Source organism: Periweissella cryptocerci (assembly GCF_004358325.1).
GTDB classification, from domain to species: Bacteria; Bacillota; Bacilli; order Lactobacillales; family Lactobacillaceae; genus Periweissella; species Periweissella cryptocerci.
Genome location: NZ_CP037940.1, coordinates 2,304,325 through 2,323,914 on the forward strand (window position 1 = coordinate 2,304,325; position 19,590 = coordinate 2,323,914).

Genomic DNA, 19,590 nt, shown 5'->3' on the forward strand with positions numbered 1-19,590 from the left:
GAAAGGAAATATTAAATGACAGCACAATTTACTGATTTTAATTTAAAACCAGAAATCTTAGCCGCACTTGATGAAATTAACTTCAAGACTCCTACGGCTGTGCAAGAACGTTTGATTCCAGTTGTGATGCGAGGCCGTTCAGTAATTGGGCAATCACAAACTGGTTCAGGGAAAACCCACACATTCTTGCTCCCAATTTTTAATGCGTTGAAACCAGAACTTGATCAAGTTCAAGCGGTGATTACAACGCCATCACGTGAATTAGCACAACAAATCTATACCGCAGCTAAGCAAATTGCGGCCCATGTTTCACCAGAAATCCGGATTGGTAACTTCGTTGGTGGGACGGATAAGGAACGCCAAGTTAAGCAACTTGCAAGTCATCAACCACAAATTGTGATTGGGACCCCTGGTCGGATTGCCGACTTGTTAAAGACGCAAGCCCTTGATGTGCACTTGACGAAGACTTTGGTTGTCGATGAAGCTGATATGACAATGGACTTAGGTTTCTTACCTGAAGTTGATGCGGTTGCCGGAGCAATGCCGGAAGAACTCCAAATGTTGGTCTTCTCAGCAACAATTCCAGAAAAATTGCGTCCATTCTTGCGTAAGTATCTTGATAACCCAGTGGTGGAAGAAATTCCTGTAACAACCGTGATTTCAGATACAATTGATAACTGGTTGATTTCAACGAAGGGTTCATCAAACAATGATATCATCTTGAAGTTATTGACAATTGGGCAACCATATTTGGCATTGATTTTCACTAACACGAAGGAACGTGCCGATGAATTGACGCACTTCTTGAAGAGCCAAGGAATGAAAGTTGCAACGATTCACGGGGGTATTGCACCGCGTGAACGTAAGCGTGTGATGAAGCAAGTGCAAAACCTTGATTTCCAATTCGTTGTGGCAACTGATTTAGCTGCACGTGGGATTGATATTGAAGGGGTTTCACACGTTATTAATGATGGTATTCCTGAAGACCTTGATTTCTTCATTCACCGGGTTGGTCGGACTGGCCGTAACGGAATGGATGGGACAGCGATTACCTTATACGCGCCTGGTGATGATGCGCGCGTGGCCGAACTTGAAGACCTTGGCGTTGAATTTAACCCTAAGGATATCAAGAACGGTGAAATCGTTGATTCATACAACCGTAACCGTCGGACAAATCGTAAGAAGACGCAAAAGAAGCTTGATCCAACAATGATTGGTTTAATTGCCAAGAAAAAGAAGAAGATTAAGCCTGGCTACAAGCACCAAATCAACCAAGCAATCAAACGTAAAGACCAAATGGACCGTCGGATTGCCGAACGGACAGCAATGAAAGTTCGTAAGAAGACTAACAAAGAAGAAGGCGCTAAGAAGAAGCGTTAATTTTCTTAGTAATTTAGACAAAGGCGTTTAAAACCGCTAACAAGTTGCTTTTTGAGCATTTATTAGTTGTCGAATGCCTGTGATACTGGTAAAATATTTTAGAAGTACTTATCTTAAGGAGATAATTAAACATGGCTATTACACCAAATGATTTAAAAACTGGTTTGACTATTGAATATAACAACGCAATCTGGCGTGTTATTGAATTCCAACACGTTAAGCCTGGTAAAGGTTCAGCTTTCGTGCGTTCAACTTTGAAGAACTTGCGTACTGGTGCCGTTAACGACATCACGTTCTCAAACACTTCTGAAAAGCTTGTTCCTGCTGACATCGTTACTCAAAAGGCAACTTACTTGTACGCCGAAGGTACTCAACACGTCTTCATGAACGTTGAAACTTACGACCAATTTGAATTGCCAGCTGAAAACATTCAAGACGCTTTGAAGTTCTTGCAAGAAAACATGGAAGTTTCTGTTACTACTTTTGGTAACGAAATTTTGGGTGTTGAACTTCCAAAGGTTGTTACTTTGACTGTTAAGGAAACTCAACCATCAATTAAGGGAGCTACTGCCAATGGTGGTGGTAAGCCAGCAACGATGGAAACTGGTTTGACTATCCAAGTACCTGACTTTGTTAACGAAGGCGACAAGCTTATCATTAACACTGATAACGGTGGCGCATACAAGTCACGTGCATAATTTTTGCTAAATAGAAAAGTCATTCGTGTTTACGAGTGGCTTTTTTGGTATAATGAAGAAGAATACATTGGCTAGTGGTCGATTACTAGTAACACGATGGAGGAAACTGAGATGGCAGAAGATACAAATATTGTCCTTGCTAATGATGGTAAGGTGCTCGGGAAGACGGAAGTTAACCCTGATGTTCTTGAAGTAATTGCGGGAATTGCCGCCAACGAGGTTGATGGTGTTTACCGGATGCGCGGTTCGCTTGGTAGCCAAGTTTCAGAATTATTTGGACACAAGGCGCACGGTAAGGGCGTAAAATTGACGGTCACTGATGACGCACTGACTTTTGATGTCTACGTTTTCTTGGAATACGGTGTTAGTGTTCCTAAGGTAGCGTTGAAGTTACAAGAACACGTTAAGTCACAAATCAGCAGCATGACTGAATTAGCCGTAGCTGAAATTAACGTGCACGTTGAAGGCGTTGTTCCTGAGAAGGTTACTAACAAGCTTGATCCAAACAACTTGTTCGCCGATGATCAAGAAGAAGTAGGTGAAGCATAGTGACGATGACCCGACACCAAACCCGTGAAAAAGCATTCCAAACTTTATTTGCTTTGGCAGGTAACCCTGAAGCCGATATGGCATCATTATATGATGATGTTATGGAAGATGTTGCACCTGACAATGCAGAAGATGAAAAAGCAAGTTTACCTGATTACCTAATTACTTTGGTTAATGGTGTACTTGAATACAAAGCCGAACTTGAAGTGATGATCAGCCAACATTTGGCTGATGGTTGGACTTTTGCGCGCTTAGCTAAAGCTGATCGTGTTATTTTGGAAATTGCTTTCTTTGAACTTAACTACGGTGATGCAGCGAATACGCCTGCTAAGGTAGTTGTGGACGAAGCTTTGAACTTGGCGAAAACTTTTAGTGATGAAAGCTCGCGGAAGTTTATCAATGCAGTTTTGGACAAAGCTTTACACGAAAACATTGCTGAATAATTAATTTTAAAACGACAGACCGGTTACAGGTGTGTCGTTTTTTATTGTAAATAACTCCTCAAAATTTGAATGAGCCTGAATATGTAAGTCAAAAAATGCGCAAAAACTCTTCTCCTAGCTTATAATATAGGTGAAGCGAATTTGGTTAATTCATTTTATTAGGCTGGGTGATTCCTCTGGAATCTCCAGCCTTTTAGTTTGCGCTCATCAAAGTGATCACCGGTCTTGATCATCTGATAAATAATTCGTAGTAGCTTGTGCGCCAAGGCTATATTGGCTTTAGCCTTACTGGTTCGTGATTGTAATCTGTAACACCATGCTGAAAGATACGTATCCTTACACTTTTTAGCTGTTATTGCGGACTGTGCCAAGGCTGATTTAATATGCGGATTTCCACGTGTTGTCCTAGACCCATATGTCTTACCACCTGATTCATAACTGCCAGGACACAAGCCTGTCCAAGAGGCTAACGCCATTTCGCTTTCAAAACTATCAACATTATTTCCAATTTCTGCCAAAATAACCGCGGCAGTACCAGCACCGATTCCTGGAATTTCCATTAAGCGATCATGTAATTCCTGATCAACAATCATCTGATGTTGGATTTGGGCCTCAAGACTGGCGATTTCTTCTTGATACACTTCGTATAAGTGATATTGAATTGAGATTAACATGCGATCATTCATGCTCAATATTCCTTGTAGTGACTCATAAATTTCTTCAGAACTAGCTTTCATACGTTTTGACATAATTGACTGAACTTTTTCCATCGTCACTACTTCGCCATTCATTAATAGTTCAATGAACTTAGAACCGGCAACACCAAATATATCATTGATAAACGATGCTAGCTTGATATTGGAACGCTCAAGAATATTATGAATTTCATTTTTTACCACCGTTTGATGTTGCGTTATCCGTTTCTTTAAGCGCGTTGATTCTCGTAATTCAATTGTTTTGATATCTGGTACATAACTTGGACGAATCAGCCCACATCTACTAAGTTCCGCAATCCATTGGGCGTCCTTAATATCCGTTTTACGTCCCGGAATGGATTTAATATGCTGTGGATTGACTAAACGTAATGTCGTAGATGAATGTTGCGCTAAAACGGTCCATACCGGACGCCAATATTGACCGGTACTTTCCATGACTGTTAATTCGATTTCATGATCATCAAGCCATTCAGCTAACTGTTTAAGACCGGCAACAGTTGTATCGAATGGTTTCTGTAGTTTCTTAGGGCGGTTGGTATCAAAAACACCAATCAATAAACAAACCGAGACAGATTTCTTATGAACATCTATCCCGCATACGTGAGTGTGTGCGACATCCATAGTAAAACACCTCCATAAATTTGATGTGAAGGCTAACCTGTCTCGGTTAAGTAAAATGTGTAATTTTTATTTCGTGCTCGAGGCGACATTGGGTTAATCTCAAAACCGAAGACAGTCAGTTTTTTGCACGGGCTCTTAGGCACCATTAAACGAACGACTTACATAAAATAGCCTTCGACTAATTATATCGATTTGCGGCCTGGGTTACGAGCTGGAAGCTCAGGAGAGTTTTTTGCGTTGCCGGTTCGCAGGCATAAGCACAGACTAGTTCCCAGTCGCGGTGTAAAGGCTACGCCCACCAAGCAATTTACCGTCACTCCGTTAGTTAGGAATAATACTCAAAAAAACAGTCGTAGGGTGTAGATTCAACAAAATCATTTATCGTTGATTTTGTGATGTGCTCAAACTAGTGCCTACGGTATATTCCGTGGTGCGTGAGTATTCTTAAACAAAAGTACAGAAATGATAATTCCACACTAGAATCGAGTTAGTTTTGCATAATCCAAAATATGATCGAGAAACACCAACGTAAATACTGGATCTACGCCACTTACAATTAGATTAACCCCGTGGTTTGAATAATTGTTGGGACAAATTGGGATAATTAGCTCACAATTCAAACAAAATTCAGCTTAATTCATGGAAATTTCACAAAGTAATCGCTTACACGCCAATATTTAAAGTGTATAATAGTAATCAAGATATTAAACATAACTAGGGGTGAAACATATGCAAGTTTATGAAAACATTTTAGCACCAGTCGACGGCTCAAAAGCTACTGAAGCAGTTTTAGATACTGCAATTCAAGTTGCTAAGCGTAACGAAACACGTTTGGACATTTTGAACGTATTGGAAATCAACCAATTCGCTGACGGATACGGTGGTGCAGTTTCTGGTGATGTCATTTACAAGATGGTTGATGACATTGAATCACAATTGCGCGAATACCAAAAGAAGGCGCAAGACGCCGGAGTGAAAGATGTTGAAATTCACGTTCGTTTTGGTAACCCAAAGACTGTTATTTCTAACGAATTTCCACGTGACCACAAGAACGGCTTGATCGTTATTGGAACTACTGGTATGAACGCTGTTGAACGTTTGGTAGTTGGTTCAGTAACTAGCTACGTAACGCGTTCAGCTGTATCTGACGTGCTAATCGTGAAGTAATTAAGTAAACCGTAACGAGCACATTAGTGTTAGTTACGGTTTTTTGTTTATTTACACAAAAAGGAGGTTGGAATATGTACTATTACGTAATGCCTAGTCATGATATTCGGCGTAACTTAGCTACAGAAGAATATTTAATGTACAACCGTGATTTTGATGAACCGTTGGTGCTGTTCTATTACGAAGAACCAAGTATCATTGTTGGGCGCAACCAAAATACGCAGGAAGAAATTAATCAAAAATATATCGACGAGCATGGCATTGTAGTAACACGTCGTCGGAGTGGTGGCGGTGCCGTTTATCATGACCTTGGTAATTTATGTTTTAGTTTTGTGCTTGATACCAAGGATGCAAAATTTGGTGATTTTAAATCATTTGTGAGTCCGATTATTGATGCGCTACATGAGATGGGGGTAACTGATGCCGAAGTTTCAGGGCGTAATGATATGTTGGTCGATGGTAAGAAATTTTCTGGCAGCGCGATGTTTAAGCATGGTAGTAAAATTTTTGCCCATGGAACATTGATGCTAGATGTTGACATTGATATAGTCACAAATGCACTCAATGTCCCCGCAGACAAAATTGCTTCCAAAGGTATTAAATCCGTCCGTTCGCGGGTGACCAATTTAAAGCCATATTTAGATGCTAAATACCGTGATATTGACGTCCCTGATTTCCGTGATAACTTACTCCGCCATATGTTTAAAGTAGATGATTTAGCTGAAATCAAAGCACATGAAGTTAATATTAGTGCGGATGAAGAAGCAAAAATTGAAAAGATATATCAAGATGTGTACAACAATTGGGATTGGGTATATGGTGCTTCACCGGCATTTACTGTAAAAAAGCGCCAACACTTTGATTCTGGAACGATTGATGCCCGTTTAAACGTTGAAAATGGTATTATTAAACAGTTAACTTTTTTTGGCGATTTCTTTGGCCCTGAAGAAGCAAGTCAACTAGCCGACCGCTTAACTGGAATCCGGTATGATCGCTCAAGTATCCAAGCGGTGTTGGTAACAGTTGATTTGCAGCAATATTTCTTAGGAATTAGCGAAGAACAAGTTTTAGACTTATTAGCATAATAATAAATTCGGAGTGTTATACATGGAAAAAAATAGTTTAGCAGATGCAACACGCTATGGGCTTGCGGCCCTGATTATCTTTGTGATTATTGATATTATCTTATCATTGCACACTAAGGCATCGCCATGGGCGTCAGTAGTTGTCATGGTTGTAATTTTTGTGGCTTCATTGGCTTTGATCCGTTTTGGAATGCCAATGGCCATCTACTTACAAGCCTTTGGGATGCTTTTGATTTTATTGACGTTCATTTCAGGTTTTGCCCAAGTTTGGGGTACGGTAGCTGGTTATGGTGTTGGGATGAAGCTCTTTGCGACGCTATTATTATTAGCCGGCATCGCAATGCAAGTGTTCTGGGCACGCTCAGCCTTCTGGTTCCGCAAAGAAGCAGGCGTTTATCACAAACAAGGGGGTAAGAAGTAATGCAAATGGATGGACAAGAATTTTTAACCGCGGTAAAAGAAGAAGCTTTTGAAAAATGGTCAGTGACGGCTGCCGATGAAGCTGCCGTTAACTTGGATGATTTGTTTAACTTCTTTGATCAGCAATTACGCGCTGATAAGTTAGCACAAGGTGAAATCATCATCGATGCCCCTGAACCCGAAGATACTATTAGTTTGCGTCTTGAAACCGCAGCTATCAACTTACCATTGCGCTATTTTAATGCAATGAACAAGTTGATTGACGAAACTGTTGATAATGAAATTAACGTGTACATGATTGTTGAAAGTAAGTTGGTTTCGCAATCTGGATTGTTTATTGATTTTGCAGCTTCAGTTGCGGCCTACTTAGATGATGCAGATTCTGTTAAAGCTAAAATTGCTACTTTCTTCAATGAAAAATTGGAACTCATCAACGCGGGTGGTTGGGAAACTTTAATACCTGTCGTTGAAGAAATTGATGCGACAGATGATGAACCAGAAGCAAGCCAAGAGACAGCAGAAACACCAAAACGAGCTAAATAAGCACAAGAGGTCGAGATAATTTATATTTCGATCTTTTTTATTTTGCTCTATTTCGTCTGATATGGAATTGAATAAAATTGGCCACTACGTGCCAGCAAATTACTTGGCGCACCACGCTGGAAGCAGCCTCCCAAGCCAAAGTACGGTCTTGGTCGGTTCGGACAAGCTGGGACTCTAAGGAATAAATCCCTAAGACTCCTCATCTTATCCTCAGCGGAAATATGTGCTACACACATATTACCCCAGTCGTGGTGTAAAGGCTGCGCCCGCCAAGCAATTTGCCGGCACTCCGTTAGTTAGTAATAATACTCAAACTGGCAAAAAAGTGATAGGGTGTAGATTCAACAAAATTAGTTATCCCTGATTTTGTGATGTGCTCAAACTAGTGCCTAAGGTATATTCCGTGATACGTAAGTACGCTTAAACAAAAGTACAGAAATGAGAATCCCACGTCGGACGGAAGAGGGCCTTTTATTTGAAAATGCCAACAGACGGGGGGGATACTATGGTGTCTGCTCGCGTTAAGTTTGCGGGTAGTTGTCCACGATTTTAGCATTAACAGTGGCCAGTTTTGATTACTAAACACGCATCAGTAAAAAATACTTGCCTTGGAGTACCCTCTAAGCGTTATTATATAGATAACAACTATAAAGGATGTAATTAACTCATGGAAAATTTCCGTTTTTACGTACCAACTGATATTCGTTTTGGTAAGGACCAATTAGACGCTTTACACGACTCTGTTGCCCAATTTGGTAACAATGTATTGTTCATATATGGTGGTGGTTCAATTAAGAAGTCTGGTTTGTACGACCAAGTGCTTGCTCAATTGGCCGGCTTAAATGTTACTGAATTAAGTGGTGTTGAACCTAACCCCCGGATCGAATCAGTCCGTGAAGCCGTTAAGTTGTCACACGAAAACAACATTGACGTGATTTTGGCCGTTGGTGGTGGTTCAGTTATTGATGCCGCCAAAGTTGCTGCTGCCGGTGCTAAGTACGAAGGCGATGCCTGGGACTTAGTTAAGGATGCAAGCAAGGTGGGCGAAGCATTACCATTGGTTGATATTTTAACTCTTTCTGCAACCGGGACTGAAATGAACCGGAATGCAGTTATCACTAATTTTGACACGAATGAAAAATTGGGAACAACTGGCTGGAATTTAATTCCAGCAGTATCATTCTTGAACCCAGAAAACACGTTTACTGTTTCTAAGTGGCAAACTGCGGCTGGTTCAGCTGATATCATGTCACACTTGTTTGAACAATACTTTGACCGCGCTGAAGGCACTGATATTCAAGACTTCGTGGCTGAAGGTATCTTGAAAACAGTCATCAAGAACGCCCCAATCGCAATGCAAGATCCAACTAACTACGATGCGCGTGCTAACTTGATGTGGGCCTCATCACTTGCCTTGAACGGTTTAACTGGTAAGGGTAAGAAGAACGGCTGGACTGTGCACCCAATTGAACACGAATTATCAGCATACTACGATATTACTCACGGTGCTGGATTGGCTGCTTTAACGCCCCGTTGGATGGAATTTGCTTTGGATGCGACGACGGTTGATAAGTTCGCTCAATACGGTGAAAATGTCTGGGGAATTAAGAATGATGACAAGATGAAGACTGCTAAGGAAGCAATCTTGGCAACTCACGACTTCTTTGCATCATTAGATATCCCAATGACCCTCCAAGGTCTTGGCATTGAAGAAGACACTAAGTTTGCTGAAATGGCAGCCGAAGCAGTTCGCATTGATGCCCTTGATAAGAACGCCTACGCTAAAATGACACCAGCTGATGTTGAAGCTTTGTACCGTGCAACTTCAGAAGAATTTTCAATCGATCTCTAAGATGTGACTTTTAATGGCCGGCAATTTTCTTAGTTCTAGTCATTAAAATAAACGGAATTAGGATTAGTGCTGGGATGAAAAAACATCCCCAGTCCTTGAATATATTAGAAAAGAAGCGGAGCCCTTTGGTAATCAAAGGTGTTGCGCTTTTTTGCTTAGTGGGAGATTATTGATACAGTCCTATTTCGTCTGACGTGGGATTGAATAAACTTGGCCATTGCGTGCCAGTAAATTACTTGGCGCACCGCGTTGGAAGCTCATTGCCAAGCCGAAGTACGGTCTTGGCAAACTCGGATAAGCTGGGACTCTAGGGGAATAAATCCCCAAGAGTCCTCATCTCATCCTCAGCGGAAATATGCGTTTCACACATCTTGCCCCAGTCGCGGTGTAAAGGCTGCGCCCGCCAAGTAATTTACCGCCACTCCGTTAGTTAGGAATAATACTCAAACTAGCTAAAAATAGTTGCTAACCACAGTCCACGGTAGTATGGAAAAAAAGAGGACCAATAGACATCATTAATTCGATATTACTAAGTTGATAAATGCACAATATTAGGGCATATTGTATACTTAAAGTATCAAGCCTTTCAGTTTTCTGTTGTTAGCTATCTTATTACTCATTCCGTGGCTTAGCTTAGGACTGTTATGTTAGTAGTATTACCAGCATCGAAGATATGGCGCTAAATAAAAGTATTGGAGGTTATCATTATGTCTGAAGAAAAAGAATACATCGATCATGAATATGAATCAGGGATTAAGGAAGATGATTCGCATTCTATAGAAACACAACTAGTTGAACCGGCTGTGAATGGATATCAACAGCCCACGCTAGTTAATCCTAGTGATGCAGAAACGAGTTTAATTCCGGCAACTAAGCAATTTTTTACGCACGCATTTGATTTTACCTCGCGGGCGACGCGAGGGGATTTTTGGTGGGGGACTTTAGGTCTGTACATCATTGGGGCAATTATTAGTGTTGTTTTTGGCTTGCCAATCGGTATTTTGTTTGGGATTGGGACTGAGGCAGCCACGAACGCTGGGGTGGTTGTCAGTATTATTGGTTTAGTCGTGTTAGCGATATTTGGTCTAGCGCTTGCGTTACCAACGATTGCCCGTTCAGTCCGTAGGCTACGTGATGTCGATATGCCACCATTATTGGGATTGTTATGGTTGTTAGGTGATCTTGGGGGATTATTTTTCTTTGTTGTTTCCTTGATTCCAACGGCGCTAGTAGGCAAAAAGACTCGGCGCCAAACTGAATTTACACCAGAACACCTGTTACGTAACTGGTTGCTTTACGGCGCGATAATTATTGTCGTAGTCGGGGGGATTGCCGCACTTATCGCCATGCTTTTTGTCAATGTGCAAAACAATCCCGAACAAATTTCAACTCAACTGAATAATCTGTAAATCCTTTTACTAGATTGTTCGGTAATTACGCCAATTAACCGTTGTATTTTGTATATATGACTGCTATACTTAATGAAACGCAAGCGTCCTTTAATTGTTGGCCAGAGAGCCACGCAAGGCAAGTATACAGCTACGAGATAGCTTTAGACATGACTTACGATACTCTCCGACCATACTCATGGTGCGGGGAGTTTTTTTATCCCAATAAGCACGAGACACTTGCAACAACGATTTGTTACTTATGTACAATTTAATAATAGATACGACCAATTAATTTAGCCTCCAGAGAGAGATGCATCGGTTTACGCATATTATGACAGTTTCGGCTGCCCTCTCTTTGGAGTAGGGTAGCCGTTTTTATTTTCAGCAAAAACGTTACTAAAAGGTTTGGTTACAGGTAAATGTAATTTTGGATTTGCACAATGAGGATTTGGGAAGGATATCGCAATCATGACAGGTTTAGCTAACTTTTTAAACATCAACGAATTATCAAATGACAAGCTCATTGAATTATTGAATACGGCTTATGCATTTCGGGATGGAAAACAAGTTCACTTAAAACGGCCAGTTTTTGCCGCTAACTTATTTTTTGAAAACAGTACACGGACACATAGTTCATTTCAAATGGCGCAAAAACGCTTGGGAATCCAACTGATTGATGTTAACCCATCAACAAGCTCAGTGACTAAAGGTGAATCATTAAGCGATACCGTCAAAACTTTACAAGCGATTGGCGTGGACATTGCGGTCATTCGGCATAGCCAACGAGGCTGGTATGAGCCACTGGTTGCCGATGACAACATTAGCACGGCATTAGTTAATGGGGGCGATGGTAATGGCCAACATCCATCACAAAGCTTACTAGATTTAATGACAATTCATGATGAGTTTAACCACTTCGAGGGGTTAAAGGTCGGAATTATTGGGGACTTAGCCCATTCACGGGTCGCCCGTTCCAATGCGGAAATCTTGAAGCGCTTGGGTGCTGAGGTTTTCTTCTCGGGGCCAAAAGATTGGTATCCAGCTGATTTTGCTGAATTCGGTGAGCATGTGGCGATTGATGAACTACTCCCGCAGTTGGACGTGGTGATGTTATTACGGGTGCAACTTGAACGCCTTGATCATCAAGCGGTGGAAACATTCACAGCAACCGAATATCACACGCAATACGGCTTGACCGACGAACTCGCGAAAACATTGAAGCCAACCGCAATTTTAATGCACCCAGCCCCAGTTAATCGCGGCATTGAAATTTCATCTGATTTGGTTGAAGCACCGCAATCACGGATTTTCAAACAAATGCAAAATGGGGTCTATGCTCGAATGGCGATTTTAGAACAAATCTTGAATGCTCGTAACTTATTGGAGGACTAACATGCGCTTATTAATTAAAAATGGTTTAGTAGAAGGTCAAGCCCGCGACATCCTGGTCGTTGACGGTAAGATCGCTGAAATTGGTAAGAAAATTGAAGATTCAGGTGCAAACGTTTACGATGCAAAAGGTCATTTAGTTATGCCGGGCTTAGTTGATGTGCACGTGCATTTCCGCGAACCTGGTTTTGAATATAAAGAAACGATTGCGTCAGGGACCGCTGCTTCAGCGCGCGGGGGCTTTACAACAGTCTTTGCCATGCCAAACTTGAATCCGGTGCCTGATAATGCCGAAGCGTTTAAATTTGTGACTGATAAGAATGCAGCTGACAGCATAATAAAAACATATCAATACGCAGCTATCTCTGGTGGTTTAACAGATGAACATATTAATGAAATTGAAAAGCTAGCAACATTGGGTGCAGTAGCCTTCACTAACGATGGTAAAGGTGTCCAAACTGCGGATACGATGTTACAAGCTATGCAAGCAGCCAAACGAGTTGGTAAAGCAATTGTTGCACACATCGAGGACGACAGTTTGTTACACGGTGGTGTGATGAACGCTGGTCCTGTTGCTGATAAGCTCGGTTTACCAGGTATGACCGGTTTGAGTGAATCATCACAACTTGCCCGCGATTTGGTCTTGGCACAAGCAACTGGCGTGCACTACCACGTGGCCCACATTTCGACGAAGGAATCCGTTGAGTTAGTACGTATCGCTAAGGAACATGGAGTACATGTGACCGCAGAAGTTTCACCACACCACTTGCTGTTAGATGACAGCATGATTGATGGTGATAACCCAATGATGAAGATGAATCCACCACTGCGGGCACCCGCAGATCGCCAAGCATTGATTGCCGGATTACTCGATGGCACGATTGACATGATTGCAACCGATCACGCGCCCCACAGTGCCGAAGAAAAAACCGGCTCAATGCTCGAAGCAGCCTTTGGGATTACGGGAATTGAAACTGCCTTTGAACTGATTTATACCCATTTTGTTAAAAGCGGTTTGGTTGATATACAAACGGTTACGCAATGGATGGCAACTAACCCAGCTAAAGCCTTTGGAATTAAGGGCGGTGAATTAAAGGTTGGTACGCCAGCCGATATCGCAATTTTTGATACAGAAAATGAACATACGATTACTGCGGATGAATTTGTTTCAAAAGGCAAAAATACGCCATTCATCGGTGAGAAAGTTTACGGGACAACAGTAGCAACATTTGTTGACGGACAGCAAGTATATGGAGAGTAGGGAAGTTATGCAAAAACGTTATTTAGTACTTGAAAATGGTTCAGTTTATGAAGGTGAAGCTTTCGGGGCAGCCGCAACGGCCGTCGGTGAGCTCGTCTTCAATACGGGGATGTCTGGTTACCAAGAAACAATTACTGATGCGAGTTATCACGGTCAAATGATTGTTTTCACTTACCCATTGATTGGGAACTACGGTATTAACCGGGATGATTTTGAAAGTCTAACACCAGCTGCTGAAGCGATTGTTGTCCATGAAGCGGCACGGCGCCCAAGTAACTTCCGCTCACAAATGAGTTTGGCTGAATATGCTGAAAAGCAAAGCTTACCAGGGATTAGCGGCGTTGATACTCGTGCGCTGACCAAGGAATTGCGGGAAGCTGGTACGATGAAAGCAACTTTAGTTGATGAAGTTACTGAAACAACCGTGGCTGATTTGATTGCGATGACGTTACCTACTAACCAAGTGGAAAAAGCAACGACGAAGACGATTTACCAAGCACCAACTGATGGCGTCTCAATTGCCTTGATTGATTTTGGCTTGAAGAACTCAATCTTACGGGCCTTAGCAAAACGTGGGGTCAATGTGATGGTGTTCCCGGCAGATGTGGATGCTGAAACAGTTTTAGCTGCTGACCCAGATGGCGTACTCTTGTCAAATGGCCCTGGGGATCCAGAAGATGCTGCTTACGCAATTCCAACTATCCAAACACTGGAAGAAAAAATGCCATTGATGGGAATTTGTTTAGGACACCAATTATTCGCCTTGGCCAATGGGGCTTCAACCTACAAGATGAAGTTTGGTCACCGCGGATTTAACCACGCAGTCCGTGACTTACGTAAGAGTAACTCAGATTTCACTTCACAAAACCATGGGTACGCTGTTTCAGCGGATTCATTGGTTGGTACTGACTTGGAAGTTACGCATGAAGAAGTGAACGATCACACGGTTGAAGGTTTGCGTTTGAAGTCAAAACCAGCTTTCTCAGTCCAATTCCACCCAGATGCAGCGCCTGGTCCACACGATGCCGAATACTTATTCGATGATTTCTTAACAATGATTAAAGAAACCCAACAAGCTAAGGGAGGAAACAACTAGTCATGCCTAAACGTAACGATATTAAAAAAATCATGGTGATTGGTTCTGGTCCAATTATTATTGGTCAAGCGGCTGAATTTGATTACTCAGGAACGCAAGCTTGTATGTCTTTGAAAGAAGAAGGCTACGAAGTTATCTTGATTAACTCCAACCCAGCCACGATCATGACTGATAAGGAAATCGCGGATAAAGTTTTCATCGAACCAATTAGCTTGGAGTTTGTGGAACGGATTATTCGCCAAGAATTACCAGATGCTATCTTACCAACACTTGGTGGTCAAACTGGTTTGAACATGGCCAAGGAATTAGCTGAAGCCGGTATCTTAGCGGAATTCAAGATTGAACTTCTTGGGACTAAGCTTGAAGCCATCGAAGAAGCTGAAGATCGTGAAGAATTCAAGGAATTGATGGAACGCTTAAACGAACCAATTCCTGAATCAGTGATTGCGACCACCGTTGAAGAAGCAAAGGCATTCGTTGATGAAATCGGATATCCAGTTGTTATCCGCCCAGCTTACACGCTTGGTGGGACTGGTGGTGGCTTCGTTTACAATGAAGAAGAACTTTATGAAATTACAGCAAACGGTTTGGAACTCTCACCAGTTACCCAAGTCCTAGTTGAACGCTCAATTGCCGGTTTCAAAGAAATCGAATTTGAAGTAATGCGTGATGCCGCTGACAATGCGTTGATTGTGGCCTCAATGGAAAACTTTGATCCCGTTGGAATTCACACGGGGGATTCAATTGTGGTCGCACCAGTCCAAACATTATCCGACCGTGAATACCAAATGATGCGTGACGCTGCTTTGAAAATTATTCGCGCTTTGAAAATTGAAGGTGGGGTTAATATCCAAATGGCGCTTGATCCTAAGAGCTTCAAGTATTACATCATTGAAGTTAACCCCCGGGTCTCACGTTCATCAGCGTTGGCTTCTAAAGCGACGGGTTACCCAATTGCTAAGATGGCCGCCAAAATTGCGGTTGGCTTACACTTAGATGAAATCATGAACCCCGTTACTGGTACAACGTTGGCTGAATTTGAACCCGCTTTAGATTACGTTATTACGAAGATTCCGCGCTGGCCTTTCGATAAGTTTGCGTCAGCTGATCGTAACTTAGGTACACAAATGAAGGCCACCGGTGAAGTCATGGCAATCGGGCGGAACTTAGAAGAATCAATTCTTAAAGCTGTGCGCTCATTGGAAATTGGGGCGACACACTTAGATGACATCACATTCCCAGAATGGAATGACGAAGAATTATTGAACCACTTGATGCCAGCCCGTGATGATCGTTTGTTCATGATTGCTGACTTACTCCGGCGCGGTGTGTCGTTGGAAGTTATCCATGAAAAGACGAAGATTGATGAGTTCTTCTTGGATAAAGTCCTCCACATTATTGAAATCGAACAATCATTGAAATCAGCATTTGACGATGACACATTGTTATATGCTAAGAAAAATGGTTTTGCGGATGAAACGATTGCTAAGTACTGGCACTCAACTGCTGATGCGATTCGGGAAAAACGGATCCAAGCGGGCATTAAGCCAGTTTACAAAATGGTGGATACTGTAGCCGCTGAATTTACATCAGCGACACCTTATTACTATGCAACTTATGAAAAAGAAAACGAATCAGAAGTTACTAAGAAACCATCTGTAATCGTGTTGGGTTCAGGCCCTATCCGTATCGGACAAGGGGTCGAGTTTGATTATGCAACGGTACACTCAGTTAAAGCGATTCAAAAAGCTGGCTACGAAGCCATCATTATGAACTCAAACCCAGAAACGGTTTCAACTGACTTCTCCGTATCTGATAAGTTGTACTTTGAACCATTGACGTTGGAAGATGTCATGAACGTGATTGATTTGGAACAACCACTTGGAGTTGTTGTCCAATTCGGTGGACAAACGGCGATTAACTTAGCCGCACCATTGCATGATCGTGGGGTTAAAGTCTTAGGAACGCAAGTTGAAGACTTAGACCGCGCTGAAGACCGGGAATTGTTTGATCAAGTGATTAAGTCACTCGCATTACCACAACCAGTTGGTGCCACAGCTACGACGGTTGAAGGTGCACTACAAGCAGCTGAAGAAGTTGGCTACCCTGTCTTGGTTCGTCCTTCATACGTCCTCGGTGGTCGGGCAATGGAAATTGTCTCATCAAACGAAGACTTACAAGATTACATGAACCGCGCTGTTAAAGTTTCAAATGATCACCCAGTTTTGATTGACTCATACTTGGTCGGTTCTGAAGCTGAAGTAGATGTCCTCTCAGATGGTGAAACGGTTGTGATTCCAGGAATTATGGAACACATCGAACGTGCCGGTGTGCACTCAGGTGATTCAATGGGTGTATATCCGCCACAATACATGAGTCAATCAGTGAAAGACCAAATCATTGACGCTTCAATCAAATTAGCAAAGAGCTTAAAAACTTTTGGTTTGATGAATGTCCAATTCGTTATTCACGATGAAAAAGCGTACGTGATTGAAGTGAACCCACGGGCATCACGGACAGTACCATTCATCTCAAAGGTAACTAACATTCCATTGGCACAAGTCGCAACGCAAGTAATGCTTGGTTCAAAACTTGCTGACATGGGCTTTAAAACTGGGTTAGTACCAGCCGGTGACACTGTGCATGTGAAAGCACCAATCTTCAGTTTCACGAAGTTGCCATTAGTTGATAGCTCATTGGGACCTGAAATGAAGTCAACTGGTGAAGTGATGGGTTCTGATGTAACTTTACCTAAGGCCTTGTATAAAGCATTCGTTGCTTCAAACATCAAAGTCCCTAAGTATGGTAACGTCTTGTTCACAGTTGCTGATGGCGACAAGGAAGAATCATTCGCGTTAGCAAAACGTTTCCGGAGCTTAGGCTTCCAAGTCTTTGCTACGGCAGGAACGGCAGCTGCCTTTACCGACGCCGGCTTGGACGTTATGACAATTGATAAGCTAAGCGATTCAGAATTTAATGCGGTCACAGCATTGCGTGATCGTAAGTTACAAATCGTGGTTAACACCATGGATGCATCACGTCGGACGGCTGCCGATGGTTCTGAAATTCGTGCAGCTGCGATTGAAAATGCAGTGCCATTGTTCACCGCGTTGGATACAGTTTCAGCATTCCTGCAAGTGCTTGAAGATCAAGCCTTTAATGTGATTGCCCTCTAAAAATAGCATTAACAATTAAAATAAGCCCACCGCAAACTAGTGTGGTGGGGTACATAGGCACCAAGTTGTTTTACGTGGAATATTTGCTCGAATTACATTCAAAGCGTAAAACAAATATGTCTGGTTGCCAATATTTAAACAAATACGGGAGATTTGAAATATGACTGATAAGCGTTTAGCCGTGGAACTGCCCGGCATTACTTTAAAAAATCCAATTATGCCCGCAAGTGGAACGTTTGCTTTCGGGGTAGAGCATGAAAACGAATTTGATTTAAATTTGCTTGGTGCGCTGGTTACTAAGACGACAACGCTTGAACCACGTGAAGGCAATGCGTGGCCACAATATGCGCATGGGGTGGCATCAACGTTAAATGCCGTTGGCTTGCGGAACCCTGGAGTTGAAGCGGTGCTTGACGAAAAGCTACCAGCACTCGCACAAAAATATCCCGACTTATCAGTGATTGCATCGATTGCGGGTGAAACACAAGCCGAATACGTTGAATTGGCTAAGCGGATTGCGACCGCGCCGAATGTCAAAGCGATTGAAGTTAACGTTTCATGTCCGAATGTCGACAAGGGTGGCATGGAGTTTGGCGTTGATCCAGTGGTCGTGTTTGAATTAACACAAAAGATCAAACGTGTGGTGGATTTACCAATCTATGTGAAGCTCTCACCAAATGTTACTAATATTGCTCTTATCGCCAAAGCTGCCGAAGAAGGTGGCGCCGATGCACTGGTTCTAATTAATACCTTGATGTCAATGCGACTCGATTTGAACACACGCAAACCAGTCTTGGCAAACCGAACCGGTGGTTTGTCAGGCGAATCAGTTCACCCAATTGCGGTTCGCATGGTTGAGTTAGTTGCTAAGGCCGTCAAGATTCCGGTTATCGGGGTGGGCGGCGTTTATACAACTGATGATGCATTAGAATTAATGATGGCCGGTGCAAGTGCGATTCAAGTTGGTACTGCCAATTATGATGATAATCAAACAATGCCCAACATTATCAGTGAACTGCCAGATGCACTGACTAAGTACGGGTTTGATAAAGTTACTGAAGTTACTAATTCGCTGGAGGGCTAAGATGAAGCCGGTAATTATTGCGTTAGATTTTGAAAATGAACAACAAGCTTTCGCGTTCTTAAGTAAGCTTGATATGCCTGAAAAACCATACGTCAAAGTTGGCATGGAATTATTTTACAGCGCCGGGCCTGCATTTGTCCGTGAATTAAAAGCCCAAGGATTTAAAATCTTTTTAGATGTCAAAATGTATGATATCCCAAATACGGTCGAACATGCGGCCTACCAAATTGGTCAACTGGGTGTGGACATTGTGACTGTGCATGCCGCGGGTGGAGCACGGATGATTGCGGGGGCTAAAAAAGGTTTACTAGCAGGTGCCAAAGCCGCTGGGTTTGCACAACCAACCTTACTAGCCATCACGCAACTAACTTCATTTTCTGAAGCTGAAATGCAAGTAACGCAATTAGTTAGTGTCAGTATGACAACTTCAGTCTTGTATCTAGCTAAACTAGCTCAGGCAGCCGGTGCTGATGGGGTCATTGCGTCTGCTTATGAAGCACGTAAAATCCATGAGGCAACTAGCCCCGATTTCTTAGTTATTACCCCAGGGATTCGTTTAACGGGAGATGATGCGGGAGATCAAAGCCGGATTATGACCCCAGCCCAAGCGGCACTGGAAACTGCCGATGGAATCGTAGTTGGCCGGTCGATTACCAAGGCAACAGATGTCCATGTAGCATATAAACGCGTCCTTACTGAATTTAACGGAGAAAAATAAT

The 19,590-nt window shown here is 42.4% G+C and carries 17 protein-coding genes; 16 read left to right on the forward strand and 1 reads right to left on the reverse strand.

The features are described 5' to 3' along the window. The first annotated feature begins 15 nt into the window (after positions 1–15). The 4 genes from EQG49_RS10085 (at position 16) to nusB (ending at position 3,070) form a co-directional block, all read left to right on the forward strand. Positions 16–1,380: a DEAD/DEAH box helicase gene (locus EQG49_RS10085; RefSeq protein ID WP_133363861.1), complete on the forward strand. Its 1,365-nt coding sequence runs from the start codon at positions 16–18 to the stop codon at positions 1,378–1,380. Between the two features lie 131 nt (positions 1,381–1,511). Further along, complete coding sequence (gene efp / locus EQG49_RS10090) at positions 1,512–2,078, forward strand: elongation factor P (RefSeq protein WP_133363862.1); 567 nt, start codon at positions 1,512–1,514, stop codon at positions 2,076–2,078. A 111-nt stretch (positions 2,079–2,189) separates the two neighbouring features. Then, entirely contained in the window at positions 2,190–2,627 is a 438-nt protein-coding gene (locus tag EQG49_RS10095; RefSeq protein ID WP_133363863.1) for an Asp23/Gls24 family envelope stress response protein, read from the forward strand. Further along, positions 2,627–3,070 (forward strand): transcription antitermination factor NusB, encoded by a 444-nt coding sequence (gene nusB, locus EQG49_RS10100; RefSeq protein WP_133363864.1) that lies wholly within the window; start codon positions 2,627–2,629, stop codon positions 3,068–3,070. The genes EQG49_RS10095 and nusB overlap by 1 nt, the downstream gene beginning before the upstream one ends. Before the next feature lie 158 nt (positions 3,071–3,228). Here nusB and EQG49_RS10105 read toward each other — a convergent pair whose 3' ends face one another. Next, positions 3,229–4,407 (reverse strand): IS110 family RNA-guided transposase, encoded by a 1,179-nt coding sequence (locus EQG49_RS10105; protein ID WP_133363865.1) that lies wholly within the window; start codon positions 4,405–4,407, stop codon positions 3,229–3,231. A gap of 729 nt (positions 4,408–5,136) precedes the next feature. On the opposite strand from EQG49_RS10105, the gene EQG49_RS10110 reads away from it, so the two are divergent. The 12 genes from EQG49_RS10110 (at position 5,137) to pyrF (ending at position 19,589) form a co-directional block, all read left to right on the forward strand. After that, a complete protein-coding gene (locus tag EQG49_RS10110) occupies positions 5,137–5,574 on the forward strand; it encodes a universal stress protein (RefSeq protein WP_133363866.1) in 438 nt (145 codons plus the stop codon). Between the two features lie 74 nt (positions 5,575–5,648). Next, positions 5,649–6,659: a lipoate--protein ligase gene (lplA, locus tag EQG49_RS10115; protein ID WP_133363867.1), complete on the forward strand. Its 1,011-nt coding sequence runs from the start codon at positions 5,649–5,651 to the stop codon at positions 6,657–6,659. Positions 6,660–6,681: 22 nt separating this feature from the next. Then, positions 6,682–7,080: a hypothetical protein gene (locus EQG49_RS10120; RefSeq protein ID WP_133363868.1), complete on the forward strand. Its 399-nt coding sequence runs from the start codon at positions 6,682–6,684 to the stop codon at positions 7,078–7,080. Further along, entirely contained in the window at positions 7,080–7,622 is a 543-nt protein-coding gene (locus EQG49_RS10125; RefSeq protein WP_133363869.1) for a hypothetical protein, read from the forward strand. The genes EQG49_RS10120 and EQG49_RS10125 overlap by 1 nt, the downstream gene beginning before the upstream one ends. 667 nt (positions 7,623–8,289) lie before the next feature. After that, entirely contained in the window at positions 8,290–9,474 is a 1,185-nt protein-coding gene (locus tag EQG49_RS10130; RefSeq protein WP_133363870.1) for an iron-containing alcohol dehydrogenase, read from the forward strand. A gap of 707 nt (positions 9,475–10,181) precedes the next feature. Then, positions 10,182–10,883, forward strand: a complete 702-nt coding sequence (locus EQG49_RS10135; protein WP_133363871.1) for a DUF805 domain-containing protein — start codon at positions 10,182–10,184, stop codon at positions 10,881–10,883. Positions 10,884–11,333: 450 nt separating this feature from the next. After that, positions 11,334–12,257, forward strand: coding sequence for an aspartate carbamoyltransferase catalytic subunit (locus tag EQG49_RS10140; RefSeq protein WP_133363872.1), 924 nt, complete (start codon positions 11,334–11,336; stop codon positions 12,255–12,257). Position 12,258: 1 nt separating this feature from the next. After that, positions 12,259–13,515 carry a dihydroorotase gene (locus tag EQG49_RS10145; RefSeq protein ID WP_175577949.1) on the forward strand — a complete coding sequence of 419 codons (1,257 nt, stop codon included), beginning with the start codon at positions 12,259–12,261 and terminating at the stop codon, positions 13,513–13,515. A 7-nt stretch (positions 13,516–13,522) separates the two neighbouring features. Then, a complete protein-coding gene (locus EQG49_RS10150; RefSeq protein WP_133363874.1) occupies positions 13,523–14,611 on the forward strand; it encodes a carbamoyl phosphate synthase small subunit in 1,089 nt (362 codons plus the stop codon). Positions 14,612–14,613: 2 nt separating this feature from the next. Next, positions 14,614–17,787, forward strand: a complete 3,174-nt coding sequence (carB, locus tag EQG49_RS10155; protein WP_133363875.1) for a carbamoyl-phosphate synthase large subunit — start codon at positions 14,614–14,616, stop codon at positions 17,785–17,787. Between the two features lie 160 nt (positions 17,788–17,947). After that, complete coding sequence (locus tag EQG49_RS10160) at positions 17,948–18,871, forward strand: dihydroorotate dehydrogenase (RefSeq protein WP_133363876.1); 924 nt, start codon at positions 17,948–17,950, stop codon at positions 18,869–18,871. A gap of 1 nt (position 18,872) precedes the next feature. Further along, positions 18,873–19,589 carry an orotidine-5'-phosphate decarboxylase gene (pyrF, locus tag EQG49_RS10165; protein WP_133363877.1) on the forward strand — a complete coding sequence of 239 codons (717 nt, stop codon included), beginning with the start codon at positions 18,873–18,875 and terminating at the stop codon, positions 19,587–19,589. Position 19,590 lies beyond the last annotated feature (1 nt).

Bases quoted from the DNA above. Each gene is read 5' to 3' on its own strand.
- carB (WP_133363875.1), top strand. From the start codon at position 14,614: ATGCCTAAACGTAACGATATTAAAAAAATCATGGTGATTGGTTCTGGT.
- EQG49_RS10095 (WP_133363863.1), top strand. From the start codon at position 2,190: ATGGCAGAAGATACAAATATTGTCCTTGCTAATGATGGTAAGGTGCTC.
- efp (WP_133363862.1), top strand. From the start codon at position 1,512: ATGGCTATTACACCAAATGATTTAAAAACTGGTTTGACTATTGAATAT.
- pyrF (WP_133363877.1), top strand. From the start codon at position 18,873: ATGAAGCCGGTAATTATTGCGTTAGATTTTGAAAATGAACAACAAGCT.
- EQG49_RS10135 (WP_133363871.1), top strand. From the start codon at position 10,182: ATGTCTGAAGAAAAAGAATACATCGATCATGAATATGAATCAGGGATT.
- EQG49_RS10105 (WP_133363865.1), bottom strand. From the start codon at position 4,407: ATGGATGTCGCACACACTCACGTATGCGGGATAGATGTTCATAAGAAA.
- EQG49_RS10145 (WP_175577949.1), top strand. From the start codon at position 12,259: ATGCGCTTATTAATTAAAAATGGTTTAGTAGAAGGTCAAGCCCGCGAC.
- EQG49_RS10130 (WP_133363870.1), top strand. From the start codon at position 8,290: ATGGAAAATTTCCGTTTTTACGTACCAACTGATATTCGTTTTGGTAAG.
- EQG49_RS10120 (WP_133363868.1), top strand. From the start codon at position 6,682: ATGGAAAAAAATAGTTTAGCAGATGCAACACGCTATGGGCTTGCGGCC.
- lplA (WP_133363867.1), top strand. From the start codon at position 5,649: ATGTACTATTACGTAATGCCTAGTCATGATATTCGGCGTAACTTAGCT.
- EQG49_RS10125 (WP_133363869.1), top strand. From the start codon at position 7,080: ATGCAAATGGATGGACAAGAATTTTTAACCGCGGTAAAAGAAGAAGCT.
- EQG49_RS10110 (WP_133363866.1), top strand. From the start codon at position 5,137: ATGCAAGTTTATGAAAACATTTTAGCACCAGTCGACGGCTCAAAAGCT.
- EQG49_RS10160 (WP_133363876.1), top strand. From the start codon at position 17,948: ATGACTGATAAGCGTTTAGCCGTGGAACTGCCCGGCATTACTTTAAAA.
- EQG49_RS10140 (WP_133363872.1), top strand. From the start codon at position 11,334: ATGACAGGTTTAGCTAACTTTTTAAACATCAACGAATTATCAAATGAC.
- EQG49_RS10150 (WP_133363874.1), top strand. From the start codon at position 13,523: ATGCAAAAACGTTATTTAGTACTTGAAAATGGTTCAGTTTATGAAGGT.
- EQG49_RS10085 (WP_133363861.1), top strand. From the start codon at position 16: ATGACAGCACAATTTACTGATTTTAATTTAAAACCAGAAATCTTAGCC.